Annotated in this window: 11 protein-coding genes; 7 read left to right on the top strand and 4 right to left on the bottom strand. The window is 61.4% G+C overall.

Features of this window, described 5'->3' with window-relative positions:
- Nucleotides 1-53 precede the first annotated feature (53 nt).
- From G7068_RS02815 to G7068_RS02805, 3 genes are all read left to right on the top strand, one after another.
- On the top strand, nt 54-2,507 hold the full coding sequence (locus G7068_RS02815; RefSeq protein WP_166288560.1) for an LPXTG cell wall anchor domain-containing protein: 2,454 nt from the start codon (nt 54-56) through the stop codon (nt 2,505-2,507).
- 113 nt (nt 2,508-2,620) lie between these two features.
- Nucleotides 2,621-4,450, top strand: a complete 1,830-nt coding sequence (locus tag G7068_RS02810; protein WP_166288557.1) for a S1C family serine protease — start codon at nt 2,621-2,623, stop codon at nt 4,448-4,450.
- A gap of 92 nt (nt 4,451-4,542) precedes the next feature.
- Complete coding sequence (locus G7068_RS02805; protein WP_166288554.1) at nt 4,543-6,918, top strand: CDP-glycerol glycerophosphotransferase family protein; 2,376 nt, start codon at nt 4,543-4,545, stop codon at nt 6,916-6,918.
- Between the two features lie 3 nt (nt 6,919-6,921).
- On the opposite strand, the gene G7068_RS02800 is transcribed toward G7068_RS02805, so the two are convergent.
- The gene (locus G7068_RS02800; protein WP_166288551.1) at nt 6,922-8,004 is read right to left on the bottom strand and encodes a glycosyltransferase family 2 protein; all 1,083 of its coding nucleotides are present in this window, start codon (nt 8,002-8,004) and stop codon (nt 6,922-6,924) included.
- A gap of 20 nt (nt 8,005-8,024) precedes the next feature.
- On the opposite strand from G7068_RS02800, the gene G7068_RS02795 reads away from it, so the two are divergent.
- Entirely contained in the window at nt 8,025-9,257 is a 1,233-nt protein-coding gene (locus tag G7068_RS02795; protein WP_166288548.1) for a hypothetical protein, read from the top strand.
- On the opposite strand, the gene G7068_RS02790 is transcribed toward G7068_RS02795, so the two are convergent.
- A complete protein-coding gene (locus G7068_RS02790) occupies nt 9,254-9,991 on the bottom strand; it encodes an ABC transporter ATP-binding protein (RefSeq protein ID WP_166288545.1) in 738 nt (245 codons plus the stop codon). The genes G7068_RS02795 and G7068_RS02790 overlap by 4 nt on opposite strands.
- Nucleotide 9,992: 1 nt before the next feature.
- Nucleotides 9,993-10,781 carry an ABC transporter permease gene (locus tag G7068_RS02785; protein ID WP_244304633.1) on the bottom strand — a complete coding sequence of 263 codons (789 nt, stop codon included), beginning with the start codon at nt 10,779-10,781 and terminating at the stop codon, nt 9,993-9,995.
- A gap of 204 nt (nt 10,782-10,985) precedes the next feature.
- Between G7068_RS02785 and G7068_RS02780 the strand changes: the two genes are divergently transcribed.
- From G7068_RS02780 to G7068_RS02770, 3 genes are all read left to right on the top strand, one after another.
- Nucleotides 10,986-11,897 carry an ABC transporter ATP-binding protein gene (locus tag G7068_RS02780; RefSeq protein WP_425280499.1) on the top strand — a complete coding sequence of 304 codons (912 nt, stop codon included), beginning with the start codon at nt 10,986-10,988 and terminating at the stop codon, nt 11,895-11,897.
- Nucleotides 11,867-13,438 carry a hypothetical protein gene (locus tag G7068_RS02775; protein WP_166288539.1) on the top strand — a complete coding sequence of 524 codons (1,572 nt, stop codon included), beginning with the start codon at nt 11,867-11,869 and terminating at the stop codon, nt 13,436-13,438. The genes G7068_RS02780 and G7068_RS02775 overlap by 31 nt, the downstream gene beginning before the upstream one ends.
- A 95-nt stretch (nt 13,439-13,533) precedes the next feature.
- The gene (locus G7068_RS02770) at nt 13,534-13,755 is read left to right on the top strand and encodes a DUF3039 domain-containing protein (protein WP_166292965.1); all 222 of its coding nucleotides are present in this window, start codon (nt 13,534-13,536) and stop codon (nt 13,753-13,755) included.
- A gap of 8 nt (nt 13,756-13,763) precedes the next feature.
- Here the strand turns inward: G7068_RS02770 and G7068_RS02765 are convergent, their stop codons facing one another.
- Complete coding sequence (locus G7068_RS02765; protein WP_205881334.1) at nt 13,764-15,098, bottom strand: nicotinate phosphoribosyltransferase; 1,335 nt, start codon at nt 15,096-15,098, stop codon at nt 13,764-13,766.
- Nucleotides 15,099-15,102: the final 4 nt, after the last annotated feature.

The following is a 15,102-nucleotide window of genomic DNA, read 5'->3' as shown; positions in this document are numbered from 1 at the left end:
GGGGCAGCACGCTGAAACTGGTGTGTGCTGCCGTGATTCTGATCGGAGCAAACATGGGTAAAGCTGGGCCGAGTGCCCTCGCGATCGTGCGAGGGAAAGTAAGCAGCGGGGGAGTAGTTGTGGTGCTGCTCGGAGTTCTTGTCGGACTGCTACTGATCGGTGGGCTCCCGTTTGGCAGCGCGATGCTTCCCGCCGCGCACGCCGCTACACACGGGGCCGGGCACACCTACGGTGGTGTGTTTGTTGGGGCGTTCATCACATCGTCGACTCAATCGAATGCGTACTGCGTAGAGCCTGACGGTGACAATCCCGCATCTGAGGTGCCGCCCAAGGTGATGTCGAGTTTGCGTGGGTACCGTATGCAGTCCACAGGGCACTGGGTCGCACCCTATTCAAACGAGCGAGGCCTCATGCAAATGAACTACATCACCTCGACATACGGTGGCCTCGCGCTCGGGCCCGGCTGGCACGACGATCAGGCCGCTGCAGTGTCACTCGCTATCTGGACGATCCGGGGCGCAGAAGATGCGGTGGTCGCATCCTGGGTCGCGAACATTCGGGCTATTGCGCCAGCGCACGTTCAGAACCAGGTCGATTCGTTTCTCGCACAGTCGGCAGCAGCGATTGTGCCTCCCGTGCTCAAAGCTCCGGCTGACCCGGTTGTGACCTGGAAGACCTCGGGGACGGGCGTGGTTGACGTTCCCGCCGGATACGAGCGGCTGCGGATTGAATCGGGTGGGCGACTGACGGGCGCCGCACCCACTGGCGCGACATTCGGTTCGGCAGCAGATACCGCCACCTTAGACGGTTCGCGAGCTGTTTCGCTCACATTTGAAACGGTCCCCGAACTGGGCTCATCCAGGCTTCAGGAAGTGAAGTTATCGGCAAACTGGACAAAGACCGGGAAGAGGTGGCCTGCTCGTGTCTGGGGATATCAGCCGGCCGCTGATGACGCGGATCAGCTCTTGCTCTACGGAGGTGGTTCCGAGGACTTTTCGCAATCCGGTACCTGGCGCAAGACATCAGTAACAAACCAAGAGAGTCGTTTTGCCCCGGTCGTGACGACCGAGGTGCCCGAGGTGCGGCTGGCGAAGAGCGCGCCCTACACGGATCAGGTGACGTTTGGGATAACAGAGCGTTCTGACCCCTGGCCCGTGTATTCAGACAAGGGTGTTCAAAAGTACCGGCCCGTGCGAGCCACCGGAACGCTGTATGGTCCGTTCGCTTCACCGCCAGAAGAGAGCGAAGAGGTGCCGCTTGATCCTGCGCCTCCCATTGCAGCGACAGCCGAGGTGATTGCGGTGAACGGGCCGGAAACCTATGCGGTTGAGGTTTCTCGAGATTCCGAGGCCGACGCTTCCGGATACTTCACCTGGGTGTGGCAAATCGACGCACAGAATCAGGGACCAGAAATTCAAGTGGGGTCGCCGGAAGAGTGGCATCTTGATCCCGGGTACTCGTTTCGTGATCGGTTTGGGATTCCGGAGGAGACTCAGTTCAGCCCTATGGAATTCGGGATCACAACACAACTCAACGATTCGGAGCTTGCCCCTGGCGCGAAAACGATCGATCGAATTTCTCTGAAGAGTAAGGGGAGGTGGTTCGAACGAGACGGCAAGCCCGTGCCGATCTTGGTGAGGGCATCGGTCTATGAAACAGATGGAAAGCCGGATCGAGCGGCGGCGGCACCTCAGGGTGCACGTTTGCTGGCAACGGAGAAGGTTGCGGTGAAATCCGCTGAAGCTCCAGGTGAGATCGAGGTCGTTGCGCCATTTCCCGAGGATCGGCAGAAGCTGATTGATGGAGTCGTTGGCTTGACCATTCAGGCGTGTGTTGTGGCTGAGGATCAGGAGGAATGGGCGAGGGATCTGATCGAGGAAAGTTGCGACGATTGGGGTATTCCTGAGGAATCGGCTCGTGTTGTGTTCCCGAAGATCGCGACGGTTGCGCAAGAGGCTGGGCAGGTGGGAGACAGGATCGCTGACACTGCGAGTGTGAAGGGACCCGTTCCAGAGCGGGCGACACTGGGCTTCACCGCCTATCTCAAAGTTGAAGTCGGTGCGCAGAGATTTGATGAGCATTGGCGGCCGATGCTCTCTGAACGTGGAGAGCCACTGCGTTGGACAGATGAAGATCTTGCTGGTCTTGACGAAAAGGCACTGTGTGAGCTGCAATCGGTCGCGAGAACGGCGAGGGTAGCGATTTCTGCTCCTGGAAAAATCACCTCTCCCGCAGTGACGGCGCGCTCGGAAGGAACGGTCCACTGGGTGGAAGATCTCGCCGTGGAGCGGCCGGGAGGGGGCGCTCCGTTTGAATTACACAGGGGAGCCTGTGGTCTTGTTGAGGAGACAACAGTCGTGACGGATTTGGAGGGCAACGAATGGTTGCCGCAGACGGGGGCCACGAGGAGTATCGTGATCACAGTGTCAGGCGCAATCGTCGTTGCGGCTTTGGGAGCGGGACTGATTCTTCGTCGCCGCTCCAGGAATGTCGGAGCTGCCGAGTAGGTTTTCGAGTCGAAACACGGTACAAAAACCGGGACCCGCAGAGGTTATGCAGCACAACCAAATGGTTTTCATAGATTCGCACGACATGCTGGTACAACACGAAGGGAGTCTCCATGACCACCACCCCAGACCAGAATCCTGAAAACTCGAACGCTGAGAATCCTCAGAGCGGCGAAGCTCAGGTAGATCCGGCAGTTGCGAACCCGGCTATGCCTGATCCCGCTCCGAGCGCGCCACTGGCCCCGCCGGTTGCACCAGCTCAAACGGTTCCTGCTGCGCCAGCCGCTCCAGCCGCCCCGATCGCACCCGCGATTCCAGCTGCTCCCGCGACCCCAGCAGCCTCGGTGACCCCCGAGGAGCCAGCGACGCCCGCAGCCCCTGCGGTTCCTTCCTTCCTGGAAGAAGCTCAGGCTCCGGCGGCGCAACCGACTACTCAGTTCGCGCCGGTTCCCCCCGCCGCTCAGGGTCAACCAGTGCAGCACCCAGTTGCTCCTGCCCACGCGCCAGCACAGCCAGCGCAGCAGTATGCGGCGCCGACCCACGCGCCTCAGCAGGGGTTCTCTGACTACTCAGGGCAGCAGCCACTAGGGGGTGACTACTCAGCGCCGTCAGCGCAAGCAACACAGCCGACGGCTGAGTACCCCGCGTTCCAGCAGGCCGCGACGACTGAGGCACCGGTTGCGGCGGCAACGTCGAAGAGCCGAACCGGAGTGCTGCTTGCGGGTCTCGCGATTGGTGCCCTGTTGGGCGGCATCGTGGGCGGTGGAGTTGCGGCGGTTGTATCGTCGAACTCCTCGAACCACTCCAGTTCTCAGGCAAGCGGAACACTCACGCTCAACAACCCTGACTCGGCCTCCACGGTCTCCGGGGTCGCCGCCGTAGCAACCCCGAGCGTCGTAACGCTTGAGGTGAGCGGAGCTAGCGCAAGCGGCTCGGGCTCTGGTGTGATCTACCGAAAAGACGGGTACATCATCACCAATGCCCACGTCGTCACCCTTGACGGCGCAGCAGGAGACAGCGCGAAAATTCGCGTCAAGCTCAGCGACGGACGGATCCTCACCGGAAAGGTTGTTGGGGTTGACCCCTATGCCGACCTTGCTGTTGTGAAGGTCGACGCGGATAACCTCCCCGCGATCAAGGTTGCGGACTCTACCAAGCTGAACGTTGGCGACACGACGGTGGCAATTGGTGCACCGCTCAACCTCTCCAACACCGTCACGAGTGGCGTTGTAAGCGCTATCAACCGAGGTATCTCGGTGGGTAGCCCGCTGATCCCGCAGGATGGATCAGACCAGCAACAGCAGCAGCCGAATGACCAGGGTGACCAGAACGGTCAGGGGGGCCAGGGTACCTTCCCGTGGGACTTCCGTTTCGGCACCCCCGATGACGGCCAATCTGACGAGTCGCAGCAGCAACAGCAGTCCACCGCGGGTACGGTAACGCTGCCGGTCATTCAGACCGATGCGTCCATCAACCCGGGTAACTCGGGCGGTGCGCTGCTGAACGCGGACGGTGAGCTCATCGGCATCAACGTTGCGATCGCCTCCACGTCGAGCAGCAGCGGTACCGCGGGCAGCGTCGGTCTCGGGTTCGCCATCCCGTCGAATCTTGCAGTGCGGGTAGCTGACGCGCTCATTGACGGAAAGCAGCCGTCGCACGGTTTGCTTGGTGCTTCAGTCGTGGATTCCAGCCAAGACACCGACGCAGACCAGAACTTCGCGGGCGGGCTCGTTGTCGATGTCGCTTCTCAGGGAGCGGCAGAGAAGGCTGGGCTCAAGGCTGGCGACGTTATCACTAAGGTCGCTGGAGTGCCGGCTGTTGACGGCACCTCGGTATCAGCGCTCATCCGCATGAATGGCGGTGGCAGCAAAGTCACCATCGACTACATGCGGAACGGAAAAGCCGCTCAAACCGAGGCAACACTCGGCACGCTTGAGTGGTAATTTTCTAGACTCCCTTTGACGGTGCCGCAGCGAATCTCTCGAATTGAGGTTTGCTGCGGCACTGTTGCGTTGAGTGCCCTACAGTAGTTGTAATGAGTACCGGTGGATTTAGCTTCGCCCAGGGCAACCTAAGTAAACTGCTTGCGCTTCCGAAGTATTTGCTTTCTGTGATCGTGTCCTGGTTTGTGCCGCGATCCGAAAAAAAGTGGGTGTTCGGCAGCGGAATCGGGGTGTCCGAGGGTGCGCTCGTGGTTGCTCGTCAGCTGCGACTGGAAGAACCGGACGCGTCGATCAGCTGGCTTGTTGCAAACGACGAGGAGGCTGAGGCCGCTCGCACCGAGGGGTTCGTACCTGTCGTGCGAGAGAGTGCTGCCGGTTACTGGGCAACACTGCGGGCGGGCCGGATCATCGTCACCCACGGGCTCGGCGATGCCAACAGATTTGGAATTATGGGCGGTTGCATCGTGCAGCTCTGGCACGGCGCACCCCTCAAACGACTCCACCTGGACTCCCAGGTCACGACCGCCGTGCGTGGACCGGCTCCGCTGCGGGCAGTGCTGCGCCGCATGTATCTCGCTGGATCGCGGCAGGTCTCCCTCTACGTTGCGGGATCACCCCTTGCAGCCGAACGGCTCCGCTCGGCCTTCCGGGTTGCGCCCGGCAAGGTGCGGGTGCTGGGAGATCCCCGAGACGACACACTCTCGTTGCAGGCGGCCGATCCGGCCCAAGCCGAACAGAGCAAGGAACGGCTTCGTGAGCTGCTAGAAGCCGCGGGGGCGAGCATTTCTGACCAGGACATGCTGATCCTCTACGCACCGACCTGGCGCGACGGAGATGCTGATCCGGCTGCTCCAACAAAAAAGGAAGCAGCCCGCCTGCGCACGCTGCTGAAGCGGTATGACGCACACCTGCTCATCCGCTCACACCCGCTCGGTGCGGGAGCCTACGAGGGGATGCTGGGGGATCGGGTTCACCTGCTCGGAGCGGATACCGTTCGCGAGATCACCCCGCTGCTGGGCGGCATCGACGCGGTAATTACCGACTATTCCTCCATCGCCGTTGACTTTTCACTGCTGGGTCGACCAATTGTCTGGTTTGCCCCCGACCTTGAGCACTACGAAAGCACCAGGGGCCTCTATGAGCCGCTCGTCGTAACGAGCGCTGGCAGGGTCGAGCGGACCTGGGGTGAGGTTCTGGACCGACTCGAGCAGTTACAGCGTGGAAACCCCGCCTGGCGAGCTGCTGAGGCGGACACACGAGCGTTCGCGCGCCGCTTCCATCGGTTCCCCGAGGGAGGCGCTGCTGCTCGAGTACTCGCGGAAATTCGTCGATTGCGGTTACGCGACAAAGAACTCGTGCCGCCCGGTGGAATCTTCTTCGAGAGCTTCTATGGACGCCAGGTGAGCTGCAACCCGCTCGCCATTGATCGAGAGATTACGCGGCGCTACCCTGAAACTCCTCGCTACTGGAGTGTGACGAGCGAGCTGCAGCAGGTGCCCGAGGGTGCAGTTCCGCTCTTGGTCGGCGGCCGTGAGTGGTTTGCCGCGCGCCGCACAGCAAAGCTGGTCGTGGTGAACGACTGGCTGCGTTACTCATTCCGCAGGAGGCGAGGGCAGACGGTCCTGCAGACCTGGCACGGCACCATGCTGAAACACCTCGCCCTCGGTCGCCCCGGGGTCGGGCTTCGCACCAGGTTAGCCATTCGACGTGAGAGCCGCCGCTGGAGCATCATGCTCTCGCAGAATCCGCACTCAACGAGCGTCTTCAAATCGAGTTACGCGTTCCGCGGTGACATTCTCGAGCTCGGGTATCCGCGCGACGACCGCCTCGCCCGCGCGGTCATCGCTGAGGGGCGCAACCCCATCGACGTGCTCGCCGCGCGCGCAGCTCTAGGGATCCCTGCAGGGGTTTCCGTGCTCAGTTACGCGCCGACCTGGCGAGACGGCGGCATCACGCTCGTGGACGACCTCAATGTTCAGCAGCTTGCCCACGAACTCGGTGAGAACTGGGTTGTTGTGGCCCGCGGTCACACTCGAACGCACACCTTTGGCCGGTATCCGGGGAGTGCCTCCGGCACCGTCATCGATGCATCCCAGCACGACGATGTGAACGACGTGATCCTGGCCGCCGACGTGCTGGTAACCGACTACTCGTCGATTATGTTTGACGCTGCGGTTGCTCGAGTTCCACAACTCTTTTTTGTGCCGGATCTTGCCGCCTATCGGGATCGCGAGCGTGGGTTTACCTTCGACTTCGAACGCTTGGCGCCCGGGCCGCTGCTGCAGCAGCGCGACGAGGTGCTGGCCCACGCGCGGGCGCTTGGCGAACTCGGCCACGACGCCGCCTGGGTGCAAGAATTTGCTGAAGCGCGTGAAAACTGGCGTGAGCAGTTTGCTCCGAACGACGATGGCTACGCCGCTCAACGGGTTGTTGACGCGTTGAGTGAGCGAGGCGCGCTACCTGGGTGAGGGTTAGGCTCGCGAGCGATCAACGACGCGGCCGCCGCCGAACAGCAGCCCGCGCAAGAACCCCGTTCCCCAGCTCAGATGCATTGTGATGAGCGTCGCACCCGTGAGCAGGCGATCCCGAACTCCCTGCTGCTCGGGGATGCGTAACACCGCAAAGAGGATTCCCGCCGCATACCCGGCGAGTGGAAGCAGCAGCAGCGGCCACCAGGAGGCCCAGGACAGCACACCAAGCAACAACAGCACCAGACCCACCACACTCACCGCAAGTGAGGTTACAAGCGCTCCTGGCGCAAAAAACCGCCACGGGTTTGCTCGACCGTAGCGGCGAACGAGCACGGCCCGCCAGGTGCCCGTCGCAAAGAACTGTTTTGAGAGATCACGTAGGCTCGCACGTGGCCAATAAGTCACTTTGAGTGCGGGTTCAAACCAGATTTTACCACTGGCGCGGCGGATCCTCAGATTGAGTTCCCAGTCTTCGCCCCGAAGGATGCCGGGATCGTACCCACCGACGGCCTCGATCGCCTCGCGGCGGAAGATGCCGAGGTAGGCGGACTCGGCGATTCCCGGTGTCCCGTCGCCGTGGTAAGCACCGCCGCCGAGGCCGTAGGGGCTGTTGTATCCGCGGGCAATCGCGCGCTGCACGGGGGAGCGTCCGGCGGCGCGCATGATCCCCCCAACATTGGCGGCCTCCTCGCGCCGCAGCGCAGCGACACCTAATCGGGTGTAGTCGGGTGTCAGCTCAGAGTGCGCATCAACGCGCACCACAACCGGATGTTTGCTCTCAGCAATCGCCAGGTTGAGGCCGACGGGTATGTCGCGTGCAGGGTTCTCTACGAGCCGCACCCGAGAGTCTTGAGCCGCCAGTCGGGCCGCAATTTCGTTGCTGCCGTCCCGCGACGGGCCAAGGGCCAGAACGATCTCCTTTTCACCCGCGTAGTCCTGGGCGAGAATCGTGTGAACCGCAGCTTCGAGAAACTCCTCTTCGTTGAGCACCGGCATCACATAACTGACAGCGGGGAGTTCGGAAAGCTTGGAGAGGATCACCCCAGCATCTTCCCACGCGAGCACACGGCTTCCAAGCGGCATGCCGCCAGTAAACTGAGAAGGTGCAACTGGTGAAAGATGGAAAACGTGCGGTACGGCTCGCAAAGCGAGTACTGAAGGGACGGCGCGCGTTCTTTGAACTGCGTGACCTGCTGGCGGATCGAGCACCGCTTCCAGAACAGCACTTTCGTGTTGGCGTGTACTTCGCCGACAGTGACGTCAACATCTACCAAATGCGACAGTGGTACGCGCCGCTCCAAGAACTCTCCAAGCGCTGGCCCGTGCTTGTGCTTGCCCGAAACGCGGCCGGTGCCCGCCAGCTCATTCGGGAGAGTGGGCTTGCCGTTTCGTTCGTACCCAAGGTCACCGACCTTGAGCGGGTGCTGGAAGAGCAGCAGCTCGATGTTGTTCTGTACGTGAATCAGAACACCCGAAACTTCCAGATGATGCGCTACGGCAGCCGCTGGCACGTCTTTGTCAATCACGGTGAGAGCGACAAGATGTACATGACGAGCAATCAGCACAAGTGCTACGACCTGGCTTTGGTGGCGGGCGACGCCGCACGGGCGCGGCTCTCAAACGCGCTCTGGGATTACGATGTTGAGCGCCGCACCATGGCGATTGGACGTCCCCAGACAGATCACCTGAGTGGCAAGCCGCCATTCGTTCCCGACGAGCGCACCGTGGTGTTCTACGCGCCGACCTGGGAAGGGGATCGCCCTGCAGCGTGTTATGGCTCAGTCGCGACGCACGGTGAAGCGCTGGTGCGGGGTCTCCTTGATACTGGCAGGCACCGGGTCGTGTATCGCCCGCACCCCCGCAGTGGTGTCGTCGATCCCGAATTTGGTGCCGCGAACAAGCGCATTATTGAGATGATCACCGAGGCCAACGAGCGTGATCCTCAGGCCCACCACGTTTACGACCAGTCCCCGTCGCTGGGCTGGCAGCTCAGCTTGCCTGACGTGGCGATCTGCGACATCTCCGCGATGGTCTACGACCGGCTCGCCACGGGTAAACCGCTCATGGTGACACGCCCCGTCGCCCCCGAGGCGTCCGTTGACGAGAACGGTTACCTCAGCGTGTGCGAGTGGTTGGAAGTTGCTGACAGCGCAGACTCGGCGAGCGTCTTGGACCGTGTTATCGGAGACGACGATGCGCGTGAGCGCCTCGTAACCTGGTCGCAGCACTACTTTGGCGATACGACCCCGGGCTCACCAACAAAACGCTTCCACGACGCGATCGACACCCTCATGGAGCGCGCAGAGCAGCAGCGGGGGATCAAAGCCGAGGCTTAGGCCCCGTGGTCTGCATCGTAGCGTTCGAGGACCTCGTCGATGGTCCCGTCTAGCACGAGTTTTCCAGCATTGAGGTAGAGTCCGCGGGTGCAGAATCTGCGCAGATCGCGCTCGTTGTGTGACACGAGAAAGAGTGTTTTCTCCTCTTTGAGGAGCTCCTCGATGCGGTCGTAGCACTTCGCGCGAAACGCCTTGTCGCCCACAGCGAGCACCTCATCCACCAGCAGGACGGGCTCGTCCAGCTGCGACACCACGGCGAAGGCAACACGGACTTTCATGCCGCTCGAGAGGTGCTTGAACGGGGTGTCAATGACATCAGCCGCCCCAGCAAAATCGATGATGGAATCAAAACGAGCGGCAATCTCGCGTTTGCTCAGGCCGTGAAGACCAGCTGTGAGCTGCACGTTATCGCGCACCGTGAGATCGCCGACAAACCCACCGGTGATCTCGATGAGGGGAGCAACTCCGCCGTGAACACTCACGGTGCCCTCGTCGGGAAACAGCACTCCGGCGACAAGTTTCAACAGCGTCGACTTGCCCTGGCCGTTACGGCCAACAACCCCGATGGCCTCGCCGCGTCGCACGTCAAAGGAGACGTCGCGCAGGGCCCAGAACTCTCCCGGACGAGCGCGGCGCGCGCCTCCAGCGAAGAGGTCTTTGAAACTGCGGCTGGATCCGCGATTCCGACGGAACCTCACTCCGAGACCGTTTGCGGTAATGATCTTGTCGGTCATGTCACAGCTCCTTGAGAACGCCAGCGATGGAGCGACGGAACACCAAAGCGCCAATGATGAGGATAATCACACACTCAATCGCCGAGACAGCCATGAGGTGCCAGTTGATTTGATCCGGGAAGAATCCCGCACGGAACATCGCGAAGATTCCTGAGAGTGGGTTGAGCCAGGCGAGCGGCTGGGCGAACGGCGGCAGATCCGAAGCGCCATAAATGATGGGTGAAGCGTAGAACAAGACACGCAGCAGCAGTTTGGAAGCACGCTCCAGGTCGCGGAAGAACACCACGAGGGGTGAAATGAGGAGACCGGTACCCAGCGTCAAAATTGCGAGCAGCACCACCGCGACGGGGAAGAGCAACACGCCCCACCCGATGTGGGCCCCAGAAAAAATTGCAAACACGATGAGCACGGGCATGCTCAGGAGAAATTCGATCCCCTTTGAGCAAATGATGCGGCCCACCCAGATCCACCGCGGCATCGCGATGGATCTCACGAGTCGCACATCACGTAAGAACGCGCGAGTTGAATCGGAGATCGCACCGTTGACCCATACCCAGGGGAGTAGGGCGGTCAGCAGAAAGATGATGTAGGGCGTTTCGCCGACAGTGCGGTGAAAGACCTGCGTAAAAACGAACCAGTAGATGAGGCTCATCAGCAGTGGATCAAGGATCGACCACAGGTATCCCAGCATTGAGGTCGAGTAGCGGACCTTTAAATCGCGGCGCGTGAGTAGCCACAGCGATGACCAGGCACTCGCGCGCAGAGGTCGGCGCTCAGATGAAAAATTCACACTGTCTATTCTGCCGGTTTCCGAGCGCGCCGGGGCACACATACTGGTTTCTCTTAAATTTGCTAAATTAGACGGGTGCCGCCCGAAACCTCCTCAACCGTGCCCGCTTCCGAATCATTAGCGGGGTCGACGTCGACTGAACCTGTTTCTGGGAATGTTCCCGGTGCGCCGCGTGTTCGCCCCAGTCGCACCACCGTCGAACCCGTGGCCCCTGAGGCCACCCCAGTTCCTGCGGAAACCGTTTCCGCGGAACAGGCCTCGGCTGAGTCTTCCCCGAGAACTGGTCGTATCCAGGTTCCTGTTCCCTCCGTCGTGCGAGCGCGCGAGCGAGGTCGTATCGCCGCGCAGAACCCCGTGGTGCTTCATGCAGAGATGCTGACCAAGCGGTACGGATCGGTGATTGCCGCAAACGAGGTGTCGCTTGCGGTGCACGCGGGATCGTTCACCGGTGTTGTCGGCCCGAACGGCGCGGGTAAGACCACAACACTCTCCATGCTTGCTGGGTTGCTTCGGCCAACCTCGGGTCGGGTCACGGTCAACGGTGTCGACGTGTGGTCAGACGGACCCGCAGCGAAGCGCCTGATTGGCACCCTTCCAGATCGCCTGCGTCTCTTTGACCGGCTCACGGGTGCGCAACTGCTGTACTACTCGGGTGTGCTTCACGGGGTTGAGGGCGCCGCGCTAACGCAGCGATCCTCCGAGCTTGCCGAAGCTTTTGGCTTGGAATCCGCACTCGGCCGTCTGGTGTCTGACTACTCCGCCGGCATGCAGAAGAAAATTGCGCTGGCGTGCTCAATGATTCACGCACCCGAGGTGCTTGTGCTTGATGAGCCGTTCGAAGCGATCGACCCGGTATCCGTGTCGAACGTAACGGAGATTCTCGAGAAATATGTTGCCGGCGGCGGCAGCGTTGTCATGTCGAGCCACAGCCTTGATCTGATTCAGAGGGTCTGTGACCACGTATCGATCATTGTCGATGGTCGAGTGATCGCAAACGGCACCGTTGACGCGGTGCGTGATGGTCTCAGCCTTGAAGAGCGCTTCACTGCGCTCACCGGCTCCAGCGACACGAAGAGGGGGCTGGAATGGTTGCACGGCTCTTCCGACTCCGAGTAGCGCTGCTCGGCAGTGCGTTTCGCGGGTCGTTTTCGAAGGGCCTACGTTCCGCACTGCTGATTGTGTTGCTCGCGGTGATTGCTGCTTCGCTGGCTATTCTGCCGGCGTGGGGGATCGCCGACGCTGCTGACCGCGCTGCCGTCGACACGGTGGCTGGTGCGTCTCTGCTCATAGCGGTGTTTGTGATTCCGTTCTTCGAGAACCGGCGCAACCTTGAGCCTAGGCAGCTCGCCAGTTTTCCTGCGGGGCCAGGATCCGTGAGTGTCGCGATGCTAATCACCTCGATCGTCAGCTGGCCGTTCTTTTTGCTCGTTGTGTGGCTGGTGGCACTCGGTGTTTTCCGCCCCGAGTGGAACACTCCAGCGTGGATCGCGCCCGTTGCGCTCGGTCTCGCCGCTGTTCTGGCGGTGTGCAGCGTTCGTGTGATGTCTGCGCTCTCGAAGCTGATCGCTGGGCCGAGGTTTGCCGGGGTACTTCGTACGATCGGCGCGCTGCTGATCGTGGCGTTTTTGCCCGTTGCCGTGTATGCGGGAGCAACGGCATTCGGCGCGGAAGATAGCTCGATCATTTCGGACACGGCTCAGACGCTCGGGTGGACTCCCTTCGGGGCCCCGTTCGCGGCGCTGGCGGCTGCAGCGAGCGGCGACCAGGCTCTTGCGCTGATGCACCTGGGTATTTTGGGGGCCGCAATTGTGTTCCTCATTGCCGTCTGGGTGCCCGTCGTGTGGGTCTCGAACCAGAGAATTGATCGTCCGGTCGGGCAGAGCATGGCCTACAGCGGCCTCGGCTGGTTCGAGCGCTTTGGTGCGCGTCCCGCGCAGGTTATTGCGGCTCGTCAGCTCACCTATTGGGCACGAGATCCGCGTTACCGGGTTGCGTTGTTTGCGATCCCGATCGCTCCGATCTTGATGCTGCTTGCCTTTTGGGTCGCAGGCGCAGACGTGACGTCGCTTGCGCTGTTGCCACTTCCCATCATTTTGTTGCTGCTCGGATGGTCGCAGCACAATGACGTAGCGATGGACTCAACCGCGATTTGGGCGCACGTCGCGAGCGGCACCCGCGGTCGTGCCGATCGTGCTGGCCGCCTTGCTCCCGTGCTGATGCTCGGTGTTCCGCTGATTCTGATCGGATCAAGCATCACGGTCACCGTCATCGGCGACTGGCGCGTGCTGCCCGCTGTGATCGGTATGAACACCGCCGTACTGCTGGTGTCGAGTGGCGTGGCGAGTGTGTTCTCTGTCATGACTCCCTACCCGGCAACTCGGCCGGGAGACAGCCCCTTTGCTCAACCGCAGTGGTCGGGAACCGGATCGGGCCTTGCCCAGACAATCTCGATGCTGCTTGCGCTGCTGTTCTCTGCCCCCGCTGTATGGGTGGCCGTGTTGGCGTTTACTGACGTCGAGTTCATGCAGAACATTTGGGCGCTTGCGTTCGGGATCGGGTACGGAGCGCTGATTCTGTGGCTGGGAATCTTGATTGGTGGTCGTATTTTCGATCGCAGCGGACCCGAGCTGATCGCTGTAACTCAGGTTTTCGACTGATTTTTCGCCGCATTTCGGAGGTACAATTACCGCATGGCTATTTTTGCGCGTGATTCTGACCCGGTGGGTGGCGGTTCTGGGGAGGAACCGGTCTTCTGGATCGTGAACTCGAGAAAATCCTTGAAGACGCTCAAATTGAAGACGGCGACCACGAGCGTTTTTCGCACTACGTGCCAAAAGACAAGATCCTGGAATCTGCCGTAACCGGTAAAGCGGTTCGTGCGCTGTGCGGAAAGAAATGGACGCCGTCGCGGGATCCCGAGAAGTTTCCGGTCTGTCCTGATTGCAAGCGGGTTTACGAACGCATGAAGAAGTAGCGCTCGCGCTACACGTACTCGGTCGGGATCGCGGGATCCCCACGAGTGAGGCTCATCGCAACGGCGGGGAGTTCTGCAACCCGCTGCCGGTGACGTTCGCGCGCTGCTGCGATACCGTCTGTGCCGGTGTGCTCGCGCAGAACCTCGCCGTTTGTGACGAGCGGGACGAGAATCTCACGGCCCTCAACCGCTTCAGCCGCAGCGTTGTTGCCGGGCAAGCCGGTGGCGTGAGAGCCATCGTTCACGACGATGGTCTCGGCTACAGCAACATCGCGCGCGTTGAACCTGCGGTAGACACTCTTGCGGCCACCAACCGACACCTTGCCGGCTGACTTTTTCGCCACGGAGACCCAGTTTCCCTGTTCGTCCTCGTGCGCAACAAGTTTGTACACCATGCCCATGGTTGGTGATCCCGAGCCGACGGCCACTGACGTGCCGACGCCAAAGCTGTCAACGGGTGAGGCCGCGAGTACGGCTACCGTGTGCTCGTCGAGGTCGTTGGTGACGGTGATGCGAGTTTGTGTTGCCCCCAGTTCGTCGAGGAGGTGGCGCACTCGGCCAACCACAACGGGCAGGTCGCCAGAATCGATGCGAACAGCTCCGAGACTGGTGCCCGCAACTTCAATCGCGGTGCGCACACCCTGCTCAATGTCATAGGTGTCGACGAGCAGCGTGGTGTCTGTTCCGAGCGTTGCAATTTGTGCCTCGAACGCCGCGCGCTCGCTGTCGTGCAGCAGCATGAAACTGTGTGCTGCTGTGCCCATGGTTGGGATGCCGTAGCTGCGGCCCGCTTCAAGGTTTGAGGTCGCGCTGAATCCTGCGATGTAGGCGGCGCGCGCAGCGGCAACGGCGCTGTACTCGCTGGTGCGGCGCGAACCCATTTCGGCGAGCGGCTTTCCCTTGGCCGCGTGGCTCATGCGGGATGCTGCCGTGGCGACCGCCGAGTCGTAGTTCAGCACACTGAGCGCGAGTGTTTCGAGTAGCACTCCCTCAGCGAAGCTTGCCTCGACACTGATGAGCGGTGACCCGGGGAAGAAGACCTCACCCTCGGGATACCCCCAGATGTTGCCGCTGAAGCGAAAATTAGCGAGCCAGTCGAGGGTCCCGTCACTGACGACACCACGCGACTTCAGAAAGTCGAGTTCGGTGTCTGTGAATCGGAAACGGTCGATGGCCTCAAGTAGTCTGCCGGTGCCAGCGACAACACCGTAGCGGCGGGCCCCTGAGAGACGGCGAGTAAACAGCTCGAAGACGCTGCCACGGTCTGCTGTTCCCGCGCGGCGCGCGGCATCGACCATGGTTAGCTCGTAGTGGTCCGTGAGGAGCGCAGTTGAGAGATGCACGAGT

Source organism: Leucobacter viscericola (assembly GCF_011299575.1).
GTDB classification, from domain to species: Bacteria; Actinomycetota; Actinomycetes; order Actinomycetales; family Microbacteriaceae; genus Leucobacter; species Leucobacter viscericola.
The sequence above is the reverse complement of the archived record's forward strand: the minus strand, read 5'-3'. Positions and strand labels throughout refer to the sequence as shown.

Excerpts from the sequence above, each read along its gene's own strand:
- G7068_RS02805 (WP_166288554.1), top strand. The coding sequence starts at position 4,543 with ATGAGTACCGGTGGATTTAGCTTCGCCCAGGGCAACCTAAGTAAACTG.
- G7068_RS02815 (WP_166288560.1), top strand. The coding sequence starts at position 54 with ATGGGTAAAGCTGGGCCGAGTGCCCTCGCGATCGTGCGAGGGAAAGTA.
- G7068_RS02775 (WP_166288539.1), top strand. The coding sequence starts at position 11,867 with ATGGTTGCACGGCTCTTCCGACTCCGAGTAGCGCTGCTCGGCAGTGCG.
- G7068_RS02800 (WP_166288551.1), bottom strand. The coding sequence starts at position 8,004 with ATGCCGCTTGGAAGCCGTGTGCTCGCGTGGGAAGATGCTGGGGTGATC.
- G7068_RS02790 (WP_166288545.1), bottom strand. The coding sequence starts at position 9,991 with ATGACCGACAAGATCATTACCGCAAACGGTCTCGGAGTGAGGTTCCGT.
- G7068_RS02810 (WP_166288557.1), top strand. The coding sequence starts at position 2,621 with ATGACCACCACCCCAGACCAGAATCCTGAAAACTCGAACGCTGAGAAT.